We start from the raw sequence: 23,646 nt of genomic DNA on the forward strand, positions 1-23,646 counted from the left end.
CATCATACCCCTGCGCCCACAGCTTTCTGGCCTTGGCTTGTGCCGCCTCGCGCTGGGCCTGCCGGATGGTTTCGGCCTCGTGCCGGGCGGTGGCTCGTTCGTCCTCGATACGGGCCTGCTCTTCGGGCGAAAGCGGGGCAATAGGCCGGCTTGGTTGCCAGCCTCGGGCGCGGGCGGCATGGTATAGCGTGCGCTCGGTGACGCGGCCCCCGGCTGTTACCGACTTCCATACGGCTTGGGCGTCCTTGGTACGGTAGCTGTCGGCGCCCTGGCTCCAGTTGTCCCAGATCGGGAAACCGTCTTCACCCAGTGCCGCCGTGCACGCCATGGCCATGGTGACCCATCCATCCCGGTCGTGCGGGTCGATGCTGGCCAGTGCAGATGCCAGTTCGTTCCTGTCGATTATCTGCATGCTGTTTCCCTTTCCAGTTGCTCGATCAGCGCCGGGCATTGCTCGATCAGCGAGGCAATGAATACATCCGCCGCCGTGCAGTCGCCGAACACCCCGAAGAAAGTGCCAGCAAAGGCCGCTGCGGCCTTGTCGCCGTGGGCTTGGTGTGCGTGCGCATCCAGATGCCAGCGCATCACACGCAGCATGCGCAAGGCCGATAACTGGGCGTCCCGTTTTGCCATGTGCAGGGCGTTGGGGTTGATTGCAGGCAAGCCGGTGGCCTCGCCAGCAAAGGCGATTTTGTTTTTTCGCATGGTTTATCCCTTGGTTAGTGCTGGTGGAAATGCTGGCGCATAGTCGACACGCAGACGTGGCCATGCCTGCAAAGTGAATTGCATATTCATGGCTTGTCCTTGTTAGGCTGCGTTGTTCAGATGCAGGGCGTCCCAGGCATCCAGTTCCGCGATGCTAAACAGGGTGGCGCCGCCGATCTTGCGCGGACGGGGGAAAGAGGGGTCGCGGTTCACCCAGCGATAGATAGTGACGCGGGTTACGCTGTAGCGGGCCGCCACTTGGGCTGGGCGAAGGTGTTTTTGTAGCATATTGCGGTCTTTCTGCCATCTTGGACGGCACAAAATTGAAAGGCCACAGGGCACGAACAAATTGCTGCCATTTCCCGTAAAGCGCGTAAAAATGCGATAAAGCTTTTAGGGTGGCTAGCAATTTGTTAGGATTATATTCTCTTGTGAGGAGACCATTGCGCCTTTGTGCCTGTGGGTTGGCTAGATCGTTTCCTAGGCGATCAAGCCGCTGGATTTGAAAGTTTCCTAGACGATCAAATCCTTCATACAAAACAGCTGCCTATTACGGGTGGCTGTTTCATTTTGGCCATACGTTTATCTTGACACAACAAATTGTACCTGATGCACTGCCTGTCTCGAAGTCTTGACAAAGCGCGTAAAAATTAGGTGCCCAGTTTTACAGGGTTTGCGTGTTAATAATTTTTTTGTCATGGCTCTTTTATCCGATTTTTCGCATAGCCACCACGTTAAAAGTGTTGTTTTCTGCGATGGCTAGCACCTCACCAAGCTGTGCAAATGCACGGCGGCGGGCATCTAGCATCTCCTGCCGTTGGTATGTCCGCGCCACTTTGCTTTGCTCTGTGTGATTCAGGCAGCGCTCGACCACCTCAAACGCAACACCAGCTTCCCCCATCAAAGTGGCAGCCGTCCGGCGTAGGTCGTGCGGCGTCCACTGGCCACCCGATAGCACTAGCTCATCGGTAGCGGCGGCGCGGTGCTGTAGTGCCTCGCCATCGGGTTTTTGCCGGTCGCGTAGCATCTTGGCCAGGCTTTTGGTATCGGTGTGTCGTGAGGCGTCCAGACGGCTAGGAAGCAGCCATTCCGATTGTGTCGTGTTGATTTCAATAATCCGTTGCACTTGCTCGGCGGCGTAGCTGCTCAGGTGGATGATGTGCTGCCTGCCGTTCTTGGCGTGTTCGGCTGGGATAATCCAGATGCCGCCAGAGCCGGCGGATAGATCAAAGTCGCTCGCCCTGGCACGCATCAATTCACCGACCCTTGCCGCCGTTGCCAGCAGCAGCCGTACCGCGCATTTGTACCGCTCGGGCAGGGTGCAGGCATTCAGCTTGCCATTAAGCAACTCTTTCAGCTCCAGCTCGGACAGCACCCGATCACGCTCGACTTCCTGCCCGCCAAAGTGCTGTTTTCCGAAATGGGCGGTAGGGTCGTTCTCCAGCAGGCCATGCACGCAAGCAAATGTGAAAAGCTGCTTTAGGTCGGTCAGGGTTCTGTTGGCCATCCGGTTTGATCCACGCTGGACGATGGCCATCAGCAGGCCGGATATGTGCGCCTTGGTCACTTGGTCGGCGTACAGCTCGCCAATGGCAGGGAATACGTCCTTGGTGAACGAGCGCCTTGTCTCCGTACCTTGATCCTTTCGGCCAGCCAGTATTGCAGACTCCCATTTGCCGAACAGGCCATTGAATGTAAGGCGGGCGGCAGCCAGTGCGGCGGCGGCTTTGCTTTCCGCGTCTAGGCGCTGTTGCTCTATCTCTTGCTGGCGTTTTTCGTTGGCCAGTTGTTTCAGTACGTCGCGGGGGTCACGCGGCAGTACGCCAGATGCTTTAGGTGGCTTTGCCCATGCTCGGTACTGGACGGCAGCGGCACGCGCTACAGCGGCGGCATCTCGGCGTTCTTTTGCGGTATTGCCGCCATCGCATATGGGTAGCACGCGGCGCTTCCCTTGGAAGGTGTAGCGGTACTGCCAGACTGAGCCGCCAGTCCTAATGCGAAGCTCCAGGCCATCACCGTCGCGCATGAATACTTCATCCTCGCCATCTTTGAGGCGGGCATTCTCGATTGCCTTGGCTGACAGTGTATTAATGGCCATTTGTCCTGATACCTTCGCTTTGGGTTACTTTCTGGGTTACATCTAGATTGCAAAGCGATGATACAACATGATTTATGAATGGACAAAGAAAAAGCCAGAATCATTGTCTGGCTTGGCTTTGAGGCTACATTTTGTGTTTTGATGATTTGTGCTGATTCGCTATATGCACTTGCATGGGGTGCAAGGGGTCGTAGGTTCGAATCCTACTATCCCGACCAAAAGACACCATAAATCAGGCCATCTGTTCAGATGGCCTTTTTTGCGTCTGCGTTCTCCTTGCTTCAGGCCAGTGTCAGTGGCTCGACTTCTGTTTCTATGTCCAGTACCCGGGCGATAAAATCCTGCATGCCGGTGTGTTCTGCGGTGCTGACAAAGCGGTAGCTTGCCTGCTGCTCCAGAGGGCTGCCCAAGTGGTGGGTTTCCAGTTGGCGGCGTATCTGGCGGCAGACTGCACCGGCAGGGTCGATGAGTTCGGCCTGTGGCCAGACGCTGGCTAGTAGCGGGGCGAGGAAGGGATAGTGGGTGCAACCCAGTACAATCTGGTCGACATCGCTATCAGCGAGGTCTGCCAAAGCCTGCTTGACCGTGTTGCGGGTCTGGGGACTATCCAGTTCGCCGGCCTCGACCTGTTCGACAAAACCGTCGCCGGGTAAGAGCGTGATTTTGACGTGCTCGTGATAGTGCGCGGCGAGGCGTTGCAGCTTTTCACCCGACAGCGTGGCGCGAGTCGCCAGTACCGCGATATGGCCGCTGCGGGAGGCAAGTGCGGCCGGCTTGATGGCGGGCTCCATGCCAATGATGGGCAGGCCGGGGTAGTGGCGGCGCAATTTTGCGGCCGCCGCGCTGGTAGCGGTATTGCAGGCAATGACAATGCTGGTCGCGCCTTGTGTCAGCAGCCACTCGACAATGCGTGTGCTGCGCGCTTCGATTTCATCGTGGCTGCGCGGCCCGTACGGGCACCAGGCGCGGTCGGCCAGATAGATGACCGATTCGTGTGGCAATTGTCTGGCAAGCTCGCGCCAGACCGACAGGCCGCCCAGACCCGAGTCGAACATGCCTATCATGCAAACTCCAGATGGGTACTCAATAAAAACTGGCCTGCACGGGGCAGGCCAGCGGGGCAAACAGCCGGCTTAGCTGTTCTGGATCACGATCTTGGGGAAGCGGCCGGAGAAGTCCTGTGCCTTTTCACCGATCTTGACCGCAACTTTGCGCGCAATTGCCTTGTAGGTCGCGGCAATCGTGCTGTCCGGTTCGGCAGCCAGTGTTGGCTTGCCAGCGTCGACGGCGGCACGGATGCTGATATCCAGTGGTAGTGAGCCCAGTAGTTCGATGCCGAAGTCTGCCCCCATTTTGGCTGCGCCGCCTTCACCGAAGATATGTTCGGCATGGCCGCAGTTGGAGCAGATATGGATGGCCATGTTTTCCACCAGTCCCAGCACCGGCACGCCGACCTTTTCAAACATGGTGTAGCCCTTGCGCGCATCCAGTAGTGCGATGTCTTGCGGCGTGGTGACGATGATGGCACCGGTGACTGGCACTTTCTGCGACAGCGTCAGCTGGATGTCGCCGGTGCCTGGCGGCATGTCCACGACCAGATAGTCCAGATTGTCCCACTGGGTGTCGCTCAGTAGTTGCTGCAGCGCCTGGCTGACCATGGGGCCGCGCCATACCATGGCCTGGTCGGTGTCGACCAGATAGCCGATGGACATGGTCTGTACGCCGTAGTTTTCTACCGGCTTGAGTCCCTTGCCTTCGATGACTTCGGGTTTGGCATCGGCCACCCCCATCATCAGTGGTTGCGACGGGCCATAGATATCCGCATCCAGAAGGCCGACGCGTGCGCCCTCGGCCGAGAGCGCCAGCGCCAGATTGACTGCAGTAGTGGATTTTCCGACACCACCCTTGCCCGAGGCGACGACGATGATGTTCTTGACGCCATTAAGCAAAGGCACGCCGCGCTGGGCTGCATGACTGACGATCTGGCTGCTGACGGAAATATCAAGGCGTCGCCCTTGCGCCAAAGGCTGCAGAGCTTCGGCGAATTGTGCGCGTATGGCTTCGAACTGGCTTTGAGCCGGATAGGACAGGACAACAGCCAGCGAAATGCAGTCATCGCTGACTGACAGTTTGCGTATGGCTTTGGCCGCGCTATAAGGCTTGCCGGTATTGCTGTCGATCAGCCCGGCAACGCTGTCTTGCAGCTGGGTTTCAGTCACGGTCATGGTGTTGTTTTTCTCCTCGCGGTCGTGGGGGCTGAAGTAGCGGCTGATTTTCGAAAACATGGATGGCATTCGTCAAGTCGGAGAATGGGGTGCGCGAACTGCGCTTGCTGTTTTGCGGATGATACGCGCTAGTCCCGGCTAAGGCGATGCTTGCCCTGTTTGACAGGGGCGTGAGGACACAAGGGTAAAACCGCTTGCATGCTGGTATATCAGTGCCGGCTGAAGTAGAATCGCCCCCTTTTCTGCGTTTGGCTGTATGCCAAACCCGCCTTTATCCGGCGCCCTTGTGGCGCCGTTGCTGTTTGATTTGAAAGGTTTTGTTCTTTTATATGCACGCAAAACACACTCTTTCCGGGCGTGCGGCTCTGTTGTTCCCGCTTGCGCTGGTGCTGTTCGAGTTCGCCGTTTACATCTGTAACGATATGGTGCAGCCCGCCATGCTGGCGGTGACGCGCGAATTTATGGTGGACTCGTCCTGGGTACCGACCTCGATGACGGCATTTCTGGCCGGCGGCGCCTTGCTGCCATGGTTGACCGGCCCTCTGTCTGACCGTATCGGCCGTCGTCCGGTGCTGTTGGCCGGGGTTGCGTATTTTACGCTGACTTGTCTGGCCACCTATCTGGTGAGCAGCATTGAGGCATTTATCGCCTTGCGCGTGCTGCAAGGGGTCGGCCTGTGCTTTATCAATGCGGTGGGTTACGCCGCCGTGCAGGAAGCCTTCAAGGAAAAAACCGCCGTCAAGGTCATGGCCTTGATGGCCAATGTGGCCTTGATTGCACCCTTGCTGGGTCCATTGGCCGGCGCGGCCTTGCTTGAGCTGGCGCCATGGCGCGCCAGCTTCCTGCTGATCGCGGCGCTGTCTTTTGTTTCGCTGATTGGTCTGCTGCTGTGCATGCCGGAAACGGTCAAGCCCAGCCATGAGAAGCTGCCCTTGTCGCAGATCGGCCACGACTATCTGGCGGTGTTCCGTAATCGCCGCTTCGTACTGTCGGCCTTGTGCATTCCGCTGCTGGCTCTGCCGCTGATGGGCTGGATTGCGCTGTCTCCGGTGTTGTTGGTGCAGGACTTGGGCATGACCACGGTCGAATATGGTCTGATGCAGATTCCGGTGTTCGGCGGCCTGATTGCCGGCAACCTGTTTCTGGCTATGGTGGCCGAGCGTTGGCCGCTTGGGCGATCGGTGCAGCTGGGCATGTGGCCGATTGTTGCCGGTCTTGCCTTGATGCTGGGTGGCGTGCTGTTTGTTGATGCGCCGCAGTACACCATGGTAGCCGGCATGAGTCTGATGGCTTTTGGCGAAGGCATGGCGTTCGGTGTATTGTACCGTTTTGCCCTGATGTCCTGTCCCGAAGGCAAGGGCACGGTTTCCGCCAGTATGAGCATGATTTCGATGCTGGGTTACGCGCTGGGGATCGAGTGCTTTACTCTGGTCTATAAAGCTGGCGGGATGACGGGTTTTGCCTTGCTGTCGCTGGTGACCTCGCTGGTCTTTGTCTGCCTGGCCAGTCGTATGGTGGCGCTGGCCATGGCCGAGCGCGCCGAGGCTGAGGCCAAAATGCCTGAGCAGGAAAACCGGCAGCCGGAGCTTGCCAACCAAGGCGCTTAAGACAGATTTTTCTGATGAAAAGGCAGGGTGGGGTCGGTTTCGATCCTGTCCTGCCTTTATTGTTATAATCGATGGCTTGAAATCGAATCCAGGGGCTTTCCGATGACGAAACGCAAGATTTTGGTGACGAGCGCGCTGCCTTATGCGAACGGCGCGATCCACCTTGGCCATATGGTCGAACACATCCAGACCGATGTCTGGGTACGCTTTCAGAAGATGCGTGGTCACGACTGCCATTATGTGTGTGCGGATGATACCCACGGCTCGCCCATTATGCTGGCGGCCGAGAAGCAGGGCATCACTCCCGAGGCACTGATTGCGCGCGTGAAGGACGAGCATCTGGCCGACTTCACCGGTTTTCATATTGGCTACGACAATTACTACTCGACCAATAGCCCGGAAAACAAGACCTATGCCGAGACGGTGTATAAGGCTTTGCGTGCCGACGGCAAGATTTCCTCGCGTACCATCGAGCAGTTGTTTGACCCGGAAAAGCAGATGTTCCTGCCTGACCGCTTCGTCAAGGGTGAGTGCCCGAAGTGTGGTGCCAAGGACCAGTACGGCGACAACTGCGAGGTGTGTGGTGCGACCTATAGCCCGACCGAGCTGAAGAACCCGTACTCGGCTGTTTCTGGCGCGACGCCGGTCTTGCGCAGCTCCGAGCATTATTTCTTCAAGCTGGGCGATTGCGCCGACTTCCTGAAGGCATGGACTGGCGGCAGCACCTTGCGCGCCGACGGCGTGCAGCAGATGCACCTGCAGGCCGAGTCGCTGAACAAGATGAACGAGTGGATCGAGGGTGGCCTGCAGGATTGGGACATCTCGCGTGACGCACCGTATTTCGGCTTCGAGATTCCGGATGCGCCGGGCAAGTATTTCTATGTCTGGCTGGATGCACCTATCGGCTATATGGCGTCGTTCAAGAATTTGTGCGACCGAACCGGCATCGACTTTGACGAGTACTTCAAGGCCGATTCCACTACCGAGCTGTACCACTTCATCGGCAAGGACATCCTGTACTTCCATGCGCTGTTCTGGCCGGCAATGTTGAAATATGCCGGCTATCGCGCACCGACCGGCGTGTTCGCACACGGCTTTTTGACCGTGGATGGGCAGAAAATGTCCAAGTCGCGTGGCACTTTCATTACCGCCAAGTCTTATCTTGACTGCGGGCTGAATCCGGAGTGGATGCGTTACTACATCGCCGCCAAACTCAATGCCCGCATCGAAGACATCGATCTCTCGCTCGATGATTTCATCGCCCGGGTGAACTCGGATCTGGTGGGCAAGTTTGTCAATATCGCCAGCCGCGCCGCCGGCTTTATCGCCAAGCGCTTTGACGGCAAGCTGGCCGACAGCGTTTCCGATCTGGAGCTGTTGACCCGTTTGCAGGCCGAAGGCGCCAATATCGCCGCCGCCTTTGAAGCACGCGAGTACGCCAAGGCATTGCGCGATGTGATGGCGCTGGCAGATCTGGTCAATGCTTACGTCGATGCTAACAAACCGTGGGAACTGGCGCGTCAGGAAGGGCAGGACGCCCGCCTGCAGGAAGTGTGCTCGGTACTGATCAACGCTTTCCGCCTGCTGACTATCTACCTCAAGCCGGTATTGCCCAAACTGGCCGAGGGCGTCGAAGCCTTCCTGAATCTGGAAAAACTGCAGTGGTCCGACAGCGAGACGCTGCTGTTGGGTCATGTCATCAATCCTTATCAGCACCTGATGCAGCGCATCGACCCGGTGCTGGTCGAGAAACTGATAGAAGCGAACAAGCAAAGCATGGAACAGCAAGCCCCGGCCGCCGCAGCGGCACAATTCGAGCCTTTGGCCGACACCATTACCATTGACGACTTTGCCAAGGTTGACCTGCGCATCGGCAAGGTGCTGGACTGCAAGTTTATTGAAGGCTCGGACAAGCTGTTGCAGTTCACTGTCGATCTGGGTTTTGAGACGCGCAATATTTTCTCCGGTATCCGCAAGGCGTATGGCGAGCCGGAAAAGCTGATCGGGCGCAATGTGGTGGTGGTTGCCAATCTGGCGCCACGCAAGATGCGTTTTGGCGTATCGGCCGGCATGATAGTCTGCGGCTCGGGTACGGAAGATAGCCAAGGCTTGTTCCTGCTGGATGCTGACGAGGGTGTACTGCCAGGCATGCGCGTGGGTTGATTATTCAGTGGTGGCGTAGCAAAAAAAGCACTACAAAAGCATTTTTGCATTTGTAGTGCTTTTGTTTTGGGTATTTAATGAATGTGTAATGAATGAGTGCTATTGTATTCTTGACTAGTAAAGAATTTTAGTATTTACTGATAAATATTTATTTTTATATAAGATAAAAGGGTTGGTTAATGGGGATTGTTGATAAAGGAGGCCAGACAATGATGATAAAAGTAAGCCAGTTGCAGCCAGGGTTCCAGATACACGAGCAAAAAGACAACGGCGAAGTAGACCGCTACGAGGTGGTTGAGGTTGCACCGGTCGGTCGCAAGTTTCAGGTCACTTTTCGCTCACTGCTTGGTGTTGAAAGCGCAGTCTACCCGGCGGATGCCTATTTGAATGCCAGTTGCTAAGCAGCTCTGCTTAGGATGATCGTATAGTCTATTTCGAGTCGTTTAAGTTTGGACATCCATTGTGGGTATGGTTGGCAGCGGTAGGGCTGCCGTTCAGTGGGTGTTGTCAGATCGGGAATGGGGCCGCTTCAATAGCGGCCCAAATTTTTTTAAGTCTTAGCTTCAGGCATGCTATAGCGTCATGAGGCCAGTCAGGTTTTGTGTATCGCCGTCTGCGTCTGCTTTTATTCCGGATAGTCGCTACCCCTGATCCATTATTTGTCGGAAATCATCACCATGATTGCGCGTCTGTTGCGTATTTACGGAAAGGTACAGGGTGTGTACTTCCGTGATAGTGCTGTCATGTTAAGTGGTGAGCTCGGCTTGAACGGCTGGGTCAGGAATCGTTGTGACGGTACGGTTGAAGTCTTGCTTGAGGGAGAATCTGTAGCGGTTGATGCTTTTATCCTTTGGGCACAGCGGGGTCCTATAGCGGCCAGAGTCGACAAGGTCTGCGTGATCAAACTGGGTTTACAGGCTTGCAAGGGATTTATCCAGCGCCCGACCCTGTAAGGTGGGCGTTTTTATTCTTCTATCTATATCCCGGCCCGAACGGGGTCGCTTGCTACGATACAGTCAGCTTCACCATCGTTACTCATCCCGCAAAGGGGCTGATATGCGCATCGCTGTTTTCGATACCAAACATTATGACCGTCAGGCGCTGGAGTCGGCTAATGTCGCTTTTGGTCATGAATTGACTTTTTTCGAGCCGCGCCTGAATGCGCAAACCATGAGTCTGGTGCAGGGCTTTGATGCGGTCTGCCCCTTCGTTAATGATTGCATAGACGATAGCGTGGTTGAGCGGATGGCTGCAGCGGGGGTGATGCTGGTGACGCTGCGCTGCGCAGGTTACAACGGAGTGGATTTGGCTGCGTGTGCCCGGTATGGCGTGGCGGTGACACGGGTGCCGGCTTATTCGCCGGAAGCGGTCGCCGAACACGCTTTTGCCCTGCTGTTAAGCGTAGTGCGCCATACGCACAAGGCCTATGCACGCGTGCGCGAGCTGAATTTTGCACTGGATGGACTCGTTGGTTTCAATTTGCAGGGCAAGACATTTGGCGTGCTGGGCACCGGGCGCATAGGTTTGGCAGCCATTCGCATTGCCCGTGGTTTTGGCATGCGTGTGCTGGCGTGCGATCCTCGGCCGCAAATGGAGGAAGCGGCCAGTCTGGGCTTTGAGTATTGCAGTATGGCGCGTCTGCTGGGTGAGAGTGATGTACTTAGCCTGCATCTGCCGCTTGGCGTAGCTACGCACCATATCATCAACGCCAAGGCGCTGGCGGCGATGAAGCCTATGGCGGTGTTGATTAATACCAGCCGCGGCGGGCTGGTGGATACGTCTGCGCTGATCGATGCGCTCAAGGCTGGACGCCTGACGGGGGTGGGGCTGGATGTGTACGAGATGGAGGAGGGTGTGTTTTTCCAGGATTTGTCCGCAGCCTGCTTGCAGGATGACCAGTTGGCGCGGCTGCTGACTTTCCCCAATGTGCTGGTGACATCCCATCAGGGGTTTTTGACACAGGAAGCCTTGGCGGCTATTGCCCGAACGACACTGGAGAATGCGCAGGCGTATGAGCGCGGCGAGCATCTGCTGAACGAGGTTTTGCTATAAGGCGCCTGCTGAGTCGCGGCGGAATACCCACTCAAGTTCGCTCGATGCATCGGCATCAAAGGCATAGCCTTCACTGTCAAAGCGACGCAGATCTTGCGCCTGTTCGATCTTGTGTTTCAGCGCCCAGCGTACCATCAGCCCGCGGGCGCGTTTGGCGTAAAAACTGATGATTTTATACTGGCCATTTTTCCTGTCCTGAAACACTGGCGTGATAATGGCAGCATTGATGGTCTGGCGTTTGACCGACTTGAAATACTCTTCCGAGGCCAGATTGATCAACACCGGATCAGTGTCTTGTGCCAGGCGCCGGTTGATGGTGTCGGTGATGATGTCGCCCCAGAAGGCATACAGATTATTGCCCCGCGCATTGGCCAGACGCGTACCCATCTCCAGGCGGTAGGGCTGCATCAGGTCCAGTGGTCTTAATACGCCATATAAACCGGACAGGATGCGCAACCGGTCTTGCAGCCATAGCAGCTCGTCCTGATTCATCTGTTGCGCACCCAGCCCCTCGTATACATCCCCCATAAACGTCAGTACAGCCTGCTTTGCATTGCTGCTGGTAAAGGGTGGTTGCCAGCTATCAAAGCGGCCGGCATTGAGGATGGCGAGGGTGTCGCTGATCTTCATTAGCTGAGACAGTTGTTGCGGGCTTAATTCGCGCAGCGTGGGCATCAGGGCGGCACTGTGTGCCAGCAACTCAGGCTGGGTACAGGGTATGCCCTCCGAAGGAGGGGTGTTGTCCAGGGTCTTGGCCGGCGAGATCAGCATTAGCATGGGGTAATAGCCTTTGAAAGCATACGCAATTTCAGGATTGTAGCCTAAAGCCCTTAAAATACGGCTTTCCGAAAAGCTGGGGTGCAAGGAGTGCGCGTATTGCTGCAAAGGGTGAACGAGGCCAGTGTTACGGTGGATGGCGAGGTGGTGGGGGCCATCGCTGGCGGCCTGTTATTGCTGGTTGGGGTAGAGGAGCCGGACGCTGCGAGCGATATCGACTGGCTGGTGCGCAAGATTAGTCAGCTACGGGTATTCAACGATGAGTCTGGGGTGATGAACCGCTCGCTGCTGGACTGTGGGGGTGACGTGCTGGCTGTCAGTCAGTTCACCTTGATGGCCAGTATGAAGAAGGGCAACCGGCCAAGTTATAGCCGCGCTGCCCGTCCCGAGCTATCCCGCCCCCTGTTTGATGCCTTTGTCGAGCGCCTGTCCGCTGTGTTGGGCCGGCCGGTCGAAACCGGCCGTTTTGGTGCAGAGATGAAGGTCAGTCTGGTCAATGATGGGCCGGTGACCTTGTGGCTGGATAGCCGCCAGCCTGAATAGGCTTACAGGCCCTGAATCAGCAGGCGCTGACCAGGTTGCAGGCTGGCTTGTTGCCCGATAGCGTTCCAGCGCTGGATGTCGGCATGGTTCAGGCCCAGCTTGCGGGCAATACCGAAAACGGTATCGCCGCTTTGTACCACATACTCGCGGCTGACTTTTTTGAAGGTGGCGGGCTGATCCAGTTGTGCCAGTTGGGCGATGGCTTCACTGCTGGCCGGGACGGGCCTGGCCAAAATGGGCGTACCACTGATCTTAAGACTTTGCCCCAGACGCAGTGTGGTGTTGTCCAGTCCGTTTAGTGCTTGCAGTTCACTCACGCTCATCTGGTAGCGGCGTGAAATATTGTAAAGCGTATCGCCCGTGCCAACGATGTGCTGGCCATTTTGCAATTGTGGCATGGCCGCTTGCTGGGCTTGGGCCAGTGCTTGCACGGCGACAGATGCTTGCAGTGCAGGAGTCGTTCTGATTGTCAGGCTAGGGCCGGTTGTCTCGGTCGTGACGGCGATAGGCTGAGCGGCGGAACTTGCCGCTTGCAAGCCGGAAACCGCTGCGGTTGCTGTCACGACGGGTGCAATGGCGGACGTCGGCGTGATGCGCGTGGCGACGAGCACTGGCGCTACAGGAGGGGGCACGATAGGCGCTGCTTGCTGAATGGCCGGCGTCAGCACCGTGCGCTCGGTTATATCTGCTTGAGCCGGTACCGCTTCATCGCGTCCGATAGCGGCGACCATGGGCGTTTCCAGTGCAGAGGCGCGTCCGGCGCTGGATACCCGTAGCGCGACGGGGCTTGCATTGCTGTTATTGGCAGCGACGAGAACCGGCTGTCCTGCCGCAAAGCGGCCGTTGCGCTGGTTGTTGACCCGGATCAGCTCATTCGCATCCATATTGAACTGCTGGGCCAGACTCTGTGCATCGGTACTACTGTCCGGCATGTGCACGTCCCAGTTCAGTAGCGGCTTGTCCCATGCTGCCAGGTTGCGCTCGAAGCGGTGCAGCTTGCTGGCGGGTAGCAGCATCTGGCGACCGCTTTTGTGTGCGTAAACCGGCAAGTTGAATGCGGGGTTTAGCTCGCGGAATTCTGCGCTGGAGACCTCGGCCAGCCGTGCCGCTACGTCGATATCCATATGGCGGCCGGTGGAAACGGCGACAAAGTAGGGCTTGTTGGGAAAGGCGGCCAGGTTGAGTCCGAATTTTTCCGGCTCGGCAATCAGATTGCGCACGGCCAGCAACTTGGGTACATAGTTGCGGGTTTCATTTGGCAGGCGCAGGTTTTCGTAAGTTTCGACCTGGCCTTGGGCCCTGACGCGGGCGATGGCACGCGAGACATTGCCTTCACCCCAGTTGTAGGCAGCCAGGGCAAAGCCCCAATCGCCAAATCGTCCGTGCAGATATTGCAGGTAATCGAGCGCGGCATGGGTGGCGTCGATAACATCGCGGCGGCCGTCATACCACCAGGTCTGTTCCAGTCCGTACTGGCGGCCGGTTGCCGGCATGAACTGCCACAAACCGGCCGCACCGACGTGGGATTGTGCCGTTGGCAGGAAGGCACTCTCCACGACAGGCAGCAAGGCAAGCTCTGTCGGCATGCCGCGCTTTTCGACTTCATTCATGATGAAGAACAGGTATTTTTGACTGCGGGCCATACTGCGCTGTAATCCGGCAGGATTGGCCGCATATTGGCGCTCTATCTTGCGGATCAGCTCCGGGTTGACCTCGGCCATCTGAAAGCCTTCGCGCGCACGAAACAACAGATTGTCGCCATTTCTGAGCAAGCTGGTGTTTAGCAACATCATGTCCAGACCCGCAGCCATCGCCTCGTCTACCGAGGCTCCTGCGGGTTTGCCAAACAGTGTCCCAGCCTGTACTGGTGCCTTAAATGCGGAAAAGGCGAGAGCCAGGGAAAGTGCAAGCGTGAGTTTTTTCATTTCGAGGAGAGCCCGGTATTCGATATTTCATTCCGTGCCGATGCTACCACGCAAGAGGGGGCTGTCAACGCAATAAATCAATTGAAATCAACAATATTGCGATAAATGCACACGGTTTGCAGAGTGATGCATTTGTTATTAATTGAGCATGATTGCTATCTAACGAACTCGTTTTTCCATTGGCGCAAAATGGTGAAGGTTTCCAGTCCCGGCTTGACGGCATGTCCTGCACGGCTGGATGCCGCCGCCACAAGCGATGGAAGCGAGGCGCGCAGGAAGGGGTTGCTGGCTTTTTCTGCACTGAGCAGAACCGGCAGCGTGGGGGTGCTGGACTCCATGCATTGTTGTGCCCATGCCAGCCTGTCCTTGATGGCCCGATTGTCCGGCTCGCATGCTTGGGCAAAATAGAGGTTGGCCAGTGTGTACTCATGGGCAGGATAGAGGCGTGTAGTGTCGGGCAAGCCTGCCAGTCGGGATAGCGACTGGTACATCATGGCTGGTGTGCCTTCGAATAGGCGCCCACAGCCGGCAGCAAATAGTGTGTCGCCGGTAAAGGCAAAGTCAGGACCCAGATAGATCAGATGATCCAGTGTGTGGCCGGGTGTAGCGATAACATCCAGCGTCAGTTCGCCCAGACTTATTTGCCCCCCCTCGCATACCGGGTGGGTGACACCTGCAATGGAGGCTGGACCATAAACTTGCAGGTCGGGGAAGTGCTCGCGCAGGCAGGCTAGTCCGCCTATGTGGTCGGAGTGGTGATGGGTAAGCAGGATGGCCGTCAGTGGCTGTCGGTTTTCTGTCAGCCAAGCAAGCAAGGGTTTTGGATCACCCGGGTCGACGGCACATAGGCCATTTTTACTTTGGAAGACCCAGATATAGTTGTCGCTGAACGCTTTAATAGGCCGGATTTCAGGCACGGTGCTTCTCCTTTGGCTGACTTGTTGCTGTCAATTGGCTTAAGTCCAGTGCACTACTGTGCGCACTGTGCATGCCTCGCGCGCTCATTTTGCTCATTAATGTTTCTGCGATAACTTCAAAACCCGGCACCGGGCTTGAGCAATCGCTTAGCAGCCACATTTTTTGCAGGTAGGGCTCGCCCAGTTGTGTCGGCAAGTCTTCTATGGTGCTGGCTACACAGTGTGACAACGCCTGGCCGGCAATGAGGAGGGCGTCGGCGTGCGCGAGCATCGCTATCCATGCTTTGTCGACCTGGCTTGCCGGATCAGCAGGGTCGGGTACTTCCGCCTGAATGGCCGAATAATGCTCGGTGTTCGGGTTATAACCTTTATGGATGTAATTCACCTTAAGGCCGTGGCTGTTCTCCCATTCGGCAAGACTCTTGGCCAGCCCGCTATGGACTTGCTGTCCCCAGCTGCCTTGCAGGCAATGTTCCGGCCAGACCATGAGTTGATAACGCCCGCTTCGGGCGAGTGCCTTTACATAGGCAAGGCTGTGATCTTGTTGCTGCGGATTACGCGCTTGCCAGATGCCGTTTTCAATATCAGTAATCGAAATCTGGGTGAAGGGAGGCGGCGCTTCGCATGATGTATTGCACCACCAGCTAGGGTGGGCGATATCCAGTTGCTGATGTGTGTCCAGCGTAACATGAATGGCATCAAGCAAATGGCCCTGTGTTTGTATCAGACGACTTAGTCGTTGCATGTCCGCCGTGGCGCCAGGGACAGGCAGGGCCGCAGATGGCAGGTCGCAAAAATCGTTTTGCGGGTCGATGATCAGTAGTTGTCGTTTGAGTGCGGTCACGGTGGAAGGAGGGGCTCGCTAAAATTAGTCTGGAAACAGCATGCACTCAATTATCACTGTTTTGCACAGGGTGCTGAAGCGCACCGTGCTGATGAATATACAAATCATTGATTTTATTGAGTGGTTGTGCGTTTGGTTGGTATGAATATGCCAAGACCAATTTTTTTATTTTTCCAACTGACCAGCTTAATAAATTTAGTTATGATCCCTTATTCTTAAAAGTTGAAAAGCTGTCGATGCGCAAACTGCTCTCCCTGTCCCAGTTTCAACTGTCCTTGTTGTTATCCCTTTATATCGGTGTGCTACTTAATGCGGATGTATTTCTGCGGCGTATAGTGCCAGCCAGCGCGGGAGAGTTCGTTTCGATCGGGATCGAGATCATCGCCGTGCTGGCATTCAGCTACTTGTTGTTTGCATTGGCTGGCTTGGGCGGACGTCTGCTCTACCGCGTACTGGGAAGCCTGCTGCTATTGTTTTCTGCGGCCGCCAGCTACTACATGACGCTATTTAATGTGGTGGTTGGCTACGGCGTGATGGTGTCTGTGCTGACGACCGACACTGATCTTGCGCGCGAATCGATAGGTTGGGATTTTGTGCTATGGCTGGTCGCGACGGCGTTGCCGCCTCTTGTTTTGCTATGGAAAACCAAGCTAGAGCGCAATATGTGGCAGGCTTTGAAAACACCAGGCCAGCGAGCTTTGCCTCTATGGACGACAGTACTGGCACTTGTGCTGGCTGTATTGCCCCTGCGCCAGCTGGACAGGTATGAAGAAGCCAAAGCGCAGGCGAATAATACCTATAGCCCCAGCCGCGCAGGTGCGGTGGCGCATAGTTATTTGCCCAGCAACTGGATCGCAGGTCTGGGTATGGTGGCTTATAACCGGGCCGCTGAGGCACAAAGTAACGGCAAGCTGCTGGATCCTGCGACGGCATTTAGCTGGAAAAACAGTCCTAGCCTTGAGGACACGACCGTCGTGTTCGTGATTGGCGAAACTACGCGCGGGCGTAATACTGGTCTGCTAGGGTATGAACGCGATACCACGCCGCGTTTAGGGAGCGAGAAAAACGTACTGGCATTTCAGGGGCGTTCCTGCGATACCGCGACCAAGCTATCGTTGCGCTGTATGTTTGTGCGTGAAGGCGGTGTTGCCGATAATGCGCAGCGCACGCTCAAGGAGCGTAATGTCTTTGCCGTGCTGAAGTCACTGGGTTACAGCAGTGAGTTGTATTCCATGCAAAGCGAGCTGTGGTTTTATAACAGCCTGAAAGCCGATCAGTATGCGCTGCGTGAAATGGTAGTGTCGGACAAGCTCAGTAGTGGCAAGCACACGGGCGATATGCTGTTGCTGCCCCAGTTGGAGCGCTCGTTGGCGACCCATCCCAAGGGTAAGCATCTGGTGGTGTTGCATACCAAGGGCTCCCATTATCAGTATTCACAGCGTTATCCGCGTGAATTTGCCCGCTATACCCCGGAATGCACCAGCATTGACGATGCGTGCAGCAAGGCCTCGCTGATCAATGCGTTTGATAATAGTGTGCTGTACACCGATCATGTGCTGGCCGAGGTGATTGCGCGCCTTAAAGGGCGCAAGGCGCTAATGGTTTATGTGCCGGACCATGGCGAGTCGATTGAGGAAAATAGTCATTTCCATGCCACGCCGCGTGACATTGCTCCGCCCGAGCAGTTCGATGTGCCTGTGGTGATGTGGGCCTCGGACAGCTATCTTGCCCAGGTCGATGGTGCACGTGCCTTTGCCGCGCTACGTAAGCTGCAGGCATCGGGGCGGGTGCTGCGGCATGAGGAAATCTTCGATAGCGTGCTGGGCTGTCTGGGATACTCTTCGCCCGATGGCGGCATTCGTGCGCGTAATAACTGGTGTGCCCAGCCGCAGCCTGTACCGGTCATGCCGCTTAAGTCCTGAACCGGATGTTGTGGCCAGCGTGGGCGCTAGGCGGATGGCTGGCTGAAAAAGTCATGCATGGTCTGTGCTAGCGCTTGCGGTTGCTCCCATTGCACCATATGCCCTGCGTGATAGATGGTGACTTCCTGTAGCTGGCGGAAGCAGGTGCGCCGCTCGTCCAGCGTGTCAAGCACGCCCTTGGCCATGGGGTGATCCCACATATCTCCACCTAGCACCCATTGCACCGGCGCATTGATCTTGCGCCAGCAAGCCTTGGCCTCTTCCAGCCGGTACAGAATGGGGTTGACGCCTTTATGCTGCGGGTCAGCACGGTAGTGCAATGCCCCGTCGGCAAGGTGGGTCAATTGCTCGGCCATATAGCTTGCGTGTTCGGCCTGCATGCGCGGATTGCGCTCTTGCAGTTTGTCCGCGAGTTTGGCTGTGCTTTCCAGTTGGCCAAATGCGGGGGGCTGGTTTTGCTCTTTCAACCAGCGCGCATAGCGCCCGGGGGCTTCTTCGGGCCGTGTTTGTGCAAGACCAAAACCTTCTATCAGCATAAGCCTGTCTATACGCTCCGGGCGAATGCCGGCATAAAGCCCCGCTATCATGGCGCCCATGCTGTGTCCGGCCAGCATGACGGCTTTGCCCGGGCTGAGTGCCTCAAGTAGTGCGTCCAGGTCCGCCAGGTAGTCTGGAAAATAGTAGCTGCCGTGATTCCATGAACTGTCGCCAAAACCGCGCAAATCCGGCGCGACGAGGTGCCAGTGTGTAGCCAGATGGTCGGCGACAAACTGGAAAGTCGCTGCGCTATCCATCCAGCCGTGTAGCAATACCAGAAGCGGCTTATCAGGGTTTCCCCAGTGCAGGATGCGGGTGCGGTGTTTGTCGCGCTGGTGTAGTTCCGAGCGGGCGTTCTGGAGTGGCGTGTACATGGCAGGTAGGGGTGGGCTGAATAAGGTGTTATTTTAACGTCATTATGAGTGGCGTAAAAAAACCGCACCCTGATCTTGGGTGCGGTATCCGGCAACAGCGGAGGGTTTTAGCCTACGTTGTAGTTTGGTGCTTCTTTGGTGATCTGCACATCGTGGACATGGCTTTCGCGCATGCCGGCGGAGGTGATTTCAACAAAACCGGCTTTCTCGTGCATCTCGGCAATGGTGGCGCAGCCCAGATAGCCCATGGACGAGCGCAGGCCGCCCATCAGCTGGTGAATGACCTGTGCAATCGGGCCCTTGTAAGGAACGCGGCCTTCGATGCCTTCCGGTACGAACTTGTCGGCATTGGCCTCGTTGTCCTGGAAGTAGCGGTCCGACGAGCCTTGTGCCATTGCACCCAGCGAACCCATGCCGCGGTAGGACTTGTACGAGCGGCCCTGATACAGCTCGACTTCGCCCGGTGCCTCTTCGGTGCCGGCAAACATGCCGCCCAGCATTACGCAGTTGGCGCCGGCAGCCAGTGCCTTGGAAATGTCACCGGAGAAGCGGATGCCGCCGTCGGCAATCATCGGTACACCGCTGCCTTTGAGGGCTTCGGAGACATTGTGGATCGCGGTCAGTTGCGGCACGCCGACGCCGGCCACGATACGGGTGGTGCAGATCGAGCCTGGGCCGATACCAACCTTGACGCCGTCTGCGCCGGCTGCAACCAGTGCCAGAGCGGCTTCTGCCGTGGCGATATTGCCGCCGATCACGTCAACTTGCGGGTAGTTGTCCTTGACCCAGCGTACGCGGTTGATCACGCCCTGGCTGTGGCCGTGCGCGGTATCCACCACGATCACATCCACGCCAGCGGCAACCAGTGCGGCAACGCGCTCTTCGGTGTCACCACCGGTGCCGACCGCGGCGCCTACACGCAAGCGACCTTGTGCATCCTTGTTGGCGCGCGGGTGTTCGCTAGTCTTGATGATGTCCTTGACCGTGATCAGGCCTTTGAGCTCCCAGGCATCGTTGACGACCAGTACGCGCTCCAGTTTGTGGAAGTGCATCAGTTCGCGGGCTTCGTCGATACTGGCGCCTTCCTTGACCGTGATCAGGCGATCGCGCGGGGTCATGATGGAAGCGACTTGCTGGTCAAGACGTGTTTCGAAGCGCAGGTCACGGTTGGTGACGATGCCGACGACCTTGCCTGCCTCGATGACTGGCAGGCCGGAAATCTTGTGCTGACGGGTCAGTAGCACCAGATCGCGGATCAGCATGTCGGGCGCGATGGTAATCGGATCCTTGACCACGCCGCTCTCATGGCGTTTGACCTTGGAAACTTTCATCGCCTGTCGCTCTACGCTCATGTTTTTGTGTACGATGCCGATACCGCCTTCTTGCGCCATCGAAATGGCCAGACGGGATTCGGTTACCGTATCCATGGCGGCAGACACCAGGGGCAGGTTCAGCTGGATATTACGGGTAAGAACGGTAGAAAGGGTGACGTCGCGCGGCAGGACTGAGGACTGGGCCGGCACGAGGAGAACGTCGTCGAAGGTGTAGGCTTTTTCGATGATACGCATCTGGCGCTTCCTTGGCAGCAAAAGCAGATTATACAGGCGAATCTGCTTGCTAGGCAAAGACTAGCCTGGCCTATTTTGTGCTGGTGTATGCCCGTAGCAGGCGTGCTTGACGGGTCAGTTGTTTACGCAGTTTCGGGGGGCGTATGAATTTCAGAGTGGTTTTATGTGGCGCTACACTGCTGCTGGCTTCGTTTTCCGCGGTGGCGGAGGTTTATAAGTGGAAAGATGCCAGCGGGCGTACGGTCTATTCCGACCGGCCTCCAGCCGGCGCTCAGGCTCAGAAGATGGATGTGCGTACGGGTATGGCGGTCGCGCGCGAAGCGAGCGCGCCGGGAGTCGCTCAAGCTGTGGCACCGGCGGCTGCCTCGGCTGCAAGTCTGCAACAAGAGGCAGCGCAGCTGAATAAAAAGGTTGAAGACTATAACCGGCGCATGCGCGCGGATAACTGCAGCCGCGCCAAAACCAATCTTGAGCGGGCGGAAGCGGCCAAACCGCGTAGCGAAGCTGTCCTGACAACGGCCCGCAAGGATGTGAAAGAGTGGTGCGGTTCGTGAGCGTATTTGATGTGGCCGAGTTTCTGCGCGGACTGCCATCTTTGCCTGGCGTTTATCGCATGCTGGATGCTGCCGGCAAGGTTCTGTATGTCGGCAAGGCCATAGACCTCAAGCGCCGCGTCAGTTCTTATTTTCAGAAGTCGGATCTGAGTCCGCGCATTCAGTTGATGGTGCGCCAGATTGCTGCGATTGAAACCACGGTCACGCGCTCGGAGGCAGAGGCGCTGGTTCTGGAGAATAATCTGATCAAGGCACTGGCGCCGCGTTACAACATTCTGTTTCGCGACGACAAAACTTACCCTTATTTGATGATTTCTGCCCATGCCTTTCCGCAACTGGCGTACTTTCGTGGTGAGCCCAAAAAACCGCACCAGTATTTCGGGCCGTTTCCCAATGGCTATGCAGTGCGAGAAAGTATTCAGATCTTGCAGAAGGTGTTCCGCCTGCGCACCTGTGAAGACTCGGTATTTGCCAACCGTTCGCGTCCCTGCCTGTTATTCCAGATCAAGCGTTGTACTGCGCCTTGTGTGGGCAAAATCAGTGCAGGGGCTTACGCGCAGGACGTGGCCAGTGCCGCCGCCTTTTTGTCGGGCAAGCAAAACGAGCTGATTGATGGCTTGTCGCAGCGCATGCTGCAGGCGGCCGAGGTGCTGGAGTTCGAGCTGGCGGCCGAACTGCGCGATCAGGTGCAGGCTCTGTCGCGCGTGCAGGAGCAGCAGTTTGTGTCCAGCAATACCTCGCAACTGGACGCCGATGTGGTGGTGGCTGTGCTGGAGGCGGGGGTGGCTTGCGTCAATCTGGTGATGGTGCGTGGTGGACGTCATCTGGGTGACAAAAGTTTTTTTCCTGTTAATGCCGAAGATAGCGATGCTTCGGCCATGTTGGAGGCCTTTCTAGGTCAGCATTACCTGACGGCGCCTTTGCCTGCCGTGCTGGTGGTCAATCATGCCATTCCGGAGGTGGTGAGTGATGCGTTGCAGGCGCGAGCCGGGCATGCCTTGCATATTGTGAGTCATCCGATAGGTGAGCGGCGGGTCTGGTTGGAAATGGCCGAGAAAAATGCAATGCTTGCCTGTGCACAGCGTGCGGGCAGCAAGGCTAGTCAATCTGCGCGTTTGGCTGCACTGGCCGAGGTGCTGGAACTGGATGGGGTGGCGCGGCTGGAGTGTTACGATATTTCGCATACCATGGGCGAGGCGACGGTAGCTTCCTGTGTGGTATACGACAAGGGGGGTATGCAGCCTGCCGAGTACCGGCGCTTCAATATTGCAACGGCTAAGGCAGGAGATGATTATGCCGCGATGCGCGAGGCGCTGACCCGGCGCTACAGCAAACTGGCCGAAGGCGAGGGCAAGTTGCCGGATGTGTTGCTGATAGATGGCGGCAAGGGGCAGGTGGGTGTCGCACTGGAGGTGATGCAGGAGTTGGGTCTTGTGCTGCCTATTGTCGGGGTGGCCAAAGGTGAGGCGCGCAAACCTGGCCTGGAGACGCTAATCCTCCCTTATCTGCAAAAGACGTTACAATTACCCAGCGATCATCCTGCGCTGCACTTGATTCAGACTGTGCGCGATGAGGCGCACCGCTTTGCCATTACCGGGCATCGGGCGCGCCGCGCCAAGGCGCGCACCATGTCGACACTGGAAGAAGTTCCTGGTGTCGGTGCCAAGCGTCGTCAGCAGTTGTTAACCCGTTTTGGTGGGCTGCGCGGCGTAAAGGCTGCCAGTATTGATGACCTTGCCCGGGTCGAAGGAATCAGCCACAAGCTGGCCGAATTGATTTATAACGCCTTGCACTAATAACAAAGATCACCCCATGCCGTTCAATCTGCCTATCTTCCTGACCTGGCTCAGGGTTGCCCTGATCCCCATTTTTGTGGCGATCTTTTTTCTGCCGCCTAGCCTGATGTCTTCGCATGTTGCCAATGTGACTGGCGCAGTGATTTTCTTTTTGGCGGCGGTGACAGACTGGCTGGATGGCTTTCTGGCGCGCAGGTTGGGCCAGACTTCGGCATTTGGTGCTTTTCTGGATCCGGTGGCCGATAAGCTGATTGTGGCGGCTTCGCTTATTTTATTGGTGGAGCTGGGGCGGACCGAGGGCTGGATGGCCATGATTATCATTGGGCGGGAAATCACCATCTCTGCGCTGCGGGAGTGGATGGCCGAGATGGGCGCGCGCAAGAGTGTGGCCGTGGCGAGCATAGGCAAGCTTAAAACCATGGCGCAAATGGCGGCTATCTTGCTGTTGCTGTATGCGGATCCTGTTTTTCCGTTTGTAAGTACGCTGGTAATCGGAAATTTATTTATGGTTGTGGCCGTAATTTTAACTTTGTGGTCAATGGTTTACTATCTGCGCATGGCGGCAAAAGAGTTCGCGGATAAAAAAATGGATGCATGAAGTGTTGACAGGCTTCGGAAAATCCTTATAATTCGCATTCTCTTGAAGACGGCAACGTTAGCAAGACAAGAAATGTGATGCGGGAATAGCTCAGTTGGTAGAGCGCAACCTTGCCAAGGTTGAGGTCGCGAGTTCGAGCCTCGTTTCCCGCTCCAGGTTAATTTTTGAGTAAAAGTAAGTGGTTATGCGGGAATAGCTCAGTTGGTAGAGCGCAACCTTGCCAAGGTTGAGGTCGCGAGTTCGAGCCTCGTTTCCCGCTCCACACACAGATTGACCGGTTTGCGGGAATAGCTCAGTTGGTAGAGCGCAACCTTGCCAAGGTTGAGGTCGCGAGTTCGAGCCTCGTTTCCCGCTCCAAAATCGACAGTTTGTGAAGTTTTACCCAATGCGGGAATAGCTCAGTTGGTAGAGCGCAACCTTGCCAAGGTTGAGGTCGCGAGT

22 protein-coding genes and 3 tRNA genes are annotated in these 23,646 nt (G+C 56.6%); 13 read left to right on the plus strand and 12 right to left on the minus strand.

What is annotated here, in order from left to right; genetic code table 11:
- From EGI20_RS09265 to apbC, 6 genes are all read right to left on the minus strand, one after another.
- The coding region (locus EGI20_RS09265; RefSeq protein ID WP_498631235.1) for a PriCT-2 domain-containing protein at positions 1-412 on the minus strand (412 nt) is incomplete at its 3' end.
- Positions 403-705: a hypothetical protein gene (locus EGI20_RS09270; RefSeq protein ID WP_498631236.1), complete on the minus strand. Its 303-nt coding sequence runs from the start codon at positions 703-705 to the stop codon at positions 403-405. The genes EGI20_RS09270 and EGI20_RS09265, both read right to left, overlap by 10 nt.
- A 102-nt stretch (positions 706-807) precedes the next feature.
- Complete coding sequence (locus EGI20_RS09275) at positions 808-993, minus strand: helix-turn-helix transcriptional regulator (RefSeq protein ID WP_498631237.1); 186 nt, start codon at positions 991-993, stop codon at positions 808-810.
- A gap of 418 nt (positions 994-1,411) precedes the next feature.
- The gene (locus tag EGI20_RS09280) at positions 1,412-2,803 is read right to left on the minus strand and encodes a tyrosine-type recombinase/integrase (protein ID WP_498631238.1); all 1,392 of its coding nucleotides are present in this window, start codon (positions 2,801-2,803) and stop codon (positions 1,412-1,414) included.
- Between the two features lie 281 nt (positions 2,804-3,084).
- On the minus strand, positions 3,085-3,867 hold the full coding sequence (gene murI / locus EGI20_RS09285; RefSeq protein ID WP_498631239.1) for a glutamate racemase: 783 nt from the start codon (positions 3,865-3,867) through the stop codon (positions 3,085-3,087).
- 69 nt (positions 3,868-3,936) lie between these two features.
- Positions 3,937-5,088, minus strand: coding sequence for an iron-sulfur cluster carrier protein ApbC (gene apbC / locus EGI20_RS09290; RefSeq protein ID WP_498631240.1), 1,152 nt, complete (start codon positions 5,086-5,088; stop codon positions 3,937-3,939).
- 269 nt (positions 5,089-5,357) lie between these two features.
- On the opposite strand from apbC, the gene EGI20_RS09295 reads away from it, so the two are divergent.
- The 5 genes from EGI20_RS09295 (at position 5,358) to EGI20_RS09315 (ending at position 10,850) form a co-directional block, all read left to right on the plus strand.
- Positions 5,358-6,635, plus strand: coding sequence for an MFS transporter (locus EGI20_RS09295; RefSeq protein WP_498631241.1), 1,278 nt, complete (start codon positions 5,358-5,360; stop codon positions 6,633-6,635).
- A 102-nt stretch (positions 6,636-6,737) separates the two neighbouring features.
- The gene (gene metG, locus EGI20_RS09300; RefSeq protein WP_498631242.1) at positions 6,738-8,798 is read left to right on the plus strand and encodes a methionine--tRNA ligase; all 2,061 of its coding nucleotides are present in this window, start codon (positions 6,738-6,740) and stop codon (positions 8,796-8,798) included.
- 209 nt (positions 8,799-9,007) lie between these two features.
- Complete coding sequence (locus EGI20_RS09305) at positions 9,008-9,199, plus strand: hypothetical protein (protein ID WP_235930014.1); 192 nt, start codon at positions 9,008-9,010, stop codon at positions 9,197-9,199.
- A gap of 258 nt (positions 9,200-9,457) precedes the next feature.
- On the plus strand, positions 9,458-9,751 hold the full coding sequence (locus EGI20_RS09310) for an acylphosphatase (RefSeq protein ID WP_498631243.1): 294 nt from the start codon (positions 9,458-9,460) through the stop codon (positions 9,749-9,751).
- A gap of 103 nt (positions 9,752-9,854) precedes the next feature.
- Positions 9,855-10,850 carry a 2-hydroxyacid dehydrogenase gene (locus EGI20_RS09315; protein ID WP_498631244.1) on the plus strand — a complete coding sequence of 332 codons (996 nt, stop codon included), beginning with the start codon at positions 9,855-9,857 and terminating at the stop codon, positions 10,848-10,850.
- Here EGI20_RS09315 and yaaA read toward each other — a convergent pair.
- On the minus strand, positions 10,845-11,627 hold the full coding sequence (gene yaaA, locus EGI20_RS09320; protein WP_498631245.1) for a peroxide stress protein YaaA: 783 nt from the start codon (positions 11,625-11,627) through the stop codon (positions 10,845-10,847). The two genes, EGI20_RS09315 and yaaA, sit on opposite strands and share 6 nt — an antisense overlap.
- A gap of 90 nt (positions 11,628-11,717) precedes the next feature.
- Between yaaA and dtd the strand changes: the two genes are divergently transcribed.
- A complete protein-coding gene (gene dtd / locus EGI20_RS09325; protein ID WP_498631246.1) occupies positions 11,718-12,170 on the plus strand; it encodes a D-aminoacyl-tRNA deacylase in 453 nt (150 codons plus the stop codon).
- Between the two features lie 2 nt (positions 12,171-12,172).
- Here the strand turns inward: dtd and EGI20_RS09330 are convergent, their stop codons facing one another.
- The 3 genes from EGI20_RS09330 to EGI20_RS09340 form a co-directional block, all read right to left on the minus strand.
- The gene (locus EGI20_RS09330; RefSeq protein ID WP_498631247.1) at positions 12,173-14,095 is read right to left on the minus strand and encodes a lytic transglycosylase; all 1,923 of its coding nucleotides are present in this window, start codon (positions 14,093-14,095) and stop codon (positions 12,173-12,175) included.
- Between the two features lie 155 nt (positions 14,096-14,250).
- On the minus strand, positions 14,251-15,012 hold the full coding sequence (gene gloB, locus EGI20_RS09335) for a hydroxyacylglutathione hydrolase (protein ID WP_498631248.1): 762 nt from the start codon (positions 15,010-15,012) through the stop codon (positions 14,251-14,253).
- Positions 15,005-15,856 (minus strand): cysteine hydrolase family protein, encoded by an 852-nt coding sequence (locus EGI20_RS09340; protein WP_498631249.1) that lies wholly within the window; start codon positions 15,854-15,856, stop codon positions 15,005-15,007. The genes gloB and EGI20_RS09340 overlap by 8 nt, the downstream gene beginning before the upstream one ends.
- A gap of 236 nt (positions 15,857-16,092) precedes the next feature.
- Here EGI20_RS09340 and eptB point away from each other — a divergent pair, with 236 nt between their 5' ends.
- The gene (gene eptB / locus EGI20_RS09345; RefSeq protein WP_498631250.1) at positions 16,093-17,778 is read left to right on the plus strand and encodes a kdo(2)-lipid A phosphoethanolamine 7''-transferase; all 1,686 of its coding nucleotides are present in this window, start codon (positions 16,093-16,095) and stop codon (positions 17,776-17,778) included.
- A gap of 26 nt (positions 17,779-17,804) precedes the next feature.
- Here the strand turns inward: eptB and EGI20_RS09350 are convergent, their stop codons facing one another.
- Both EGI20_RS09350 and guaB read right to left on the minus strand, forming a co-directional pair.
- A complete protein-coding gene (locus tag EGI20_RS09350) occupies positions 17,805-18,689 on the minus strand; it encodes an alpha/beta fold hydrolase (protein WP_498631251.1) in 885 nt (294 codons plus the stop codon).
- Positions 18,690-18,796: 107 nt separating this feature from the next.
- Positions 18,797-20,257: an IMP dehydrogenase gene (gene guaB, locus EGI20_RS09355; protein WP_498631252.1), complete on the minus strand. Its 1,461-nt coding sequence runs from the start codon at positions 20,255-20,257 to the stop codon at positions 18,797-18,799.
- A 143-nt stretch (positions 20,258-20,400) separates the two neighbouring features.
- Between guaB and EGI20_RS09360 the strand changes: the two genes are divergently transcribed.
- The 6 genes from EGI20_RS09360 to EGI20_RS09385 all read left to right on the plus strand — a co-directional run bounded on the left by EGI20_RS09360 (position 20,401) and on the right by EGI20_RS09385 (position 23,562).
- Positions 20,401-20,811 carry a DUF4124 domain-containing protein gene (locus tag EGI20_RS09360; RefSeq protein WP_498631253.1) on the plus strand — a complete coding sequence of 137 codons (411 nt, stop codon included), beginning with the start codon at positions 20,401-20,403 and terminating at the stop codon, positions 20,809-20,811.
- The gene (uvrC, locus tag EGI20_RS09365) at positions 20,808-22,607 is read left to right on the plus strand and encodes an excinuclease ABC subunit UvrC (RefSeq protein WP_498631254.1); all 1,800 of its coding nucleotides are present in this window, start codon (positions 20,808-20,810) and stop codon (positions 22,605-22,607) included. Before EGI20_RS09360 ends, uvrC begins: the two co-directional genes overlap by 4 nt.
- A 16-nt stretch (positions 22,608-22,623) precedes the next feature.
- Positions 22,624-23,205, plus strand: a complete 582-nt coding sequence (gene pgsA, locus EGI20_RS09370) for a CDP-diacylglycerol--glycerol-3-phosphate 3-phosphatidyltransferase (protein ID WP_124734210.1) — start codon at positions 22,624-22,626, stop codon at positions 23,203-23,205.
- Between the two features lie 79 nt (positions 23,206-23,284).
- Positions 23,285-23,360 (plus strand) — tRNA-Gly (locus EGI20_RS09375).
- A gap of 31 nt (positions 23,361-23,391) precedes the next feature.
- Positions 23,392-23,467: transfer RNA gene (locus EGI20_RS09380), tRNA-Gly, on the plus strand.
- A gap of 19 nt (positions 23,468-23,486) precedes the next feature.
- Positions 23,487-23,562 (plus strand) — tRNA-Gly (locus tag EGI20_RS09385).
- The last annotated feature ends 84 nt before the right edge of the window (positions 23,563-23,646 follow it).

It is taken from the genome of Aquitalea sp. S1-19, from assembly GCF_024343515.1.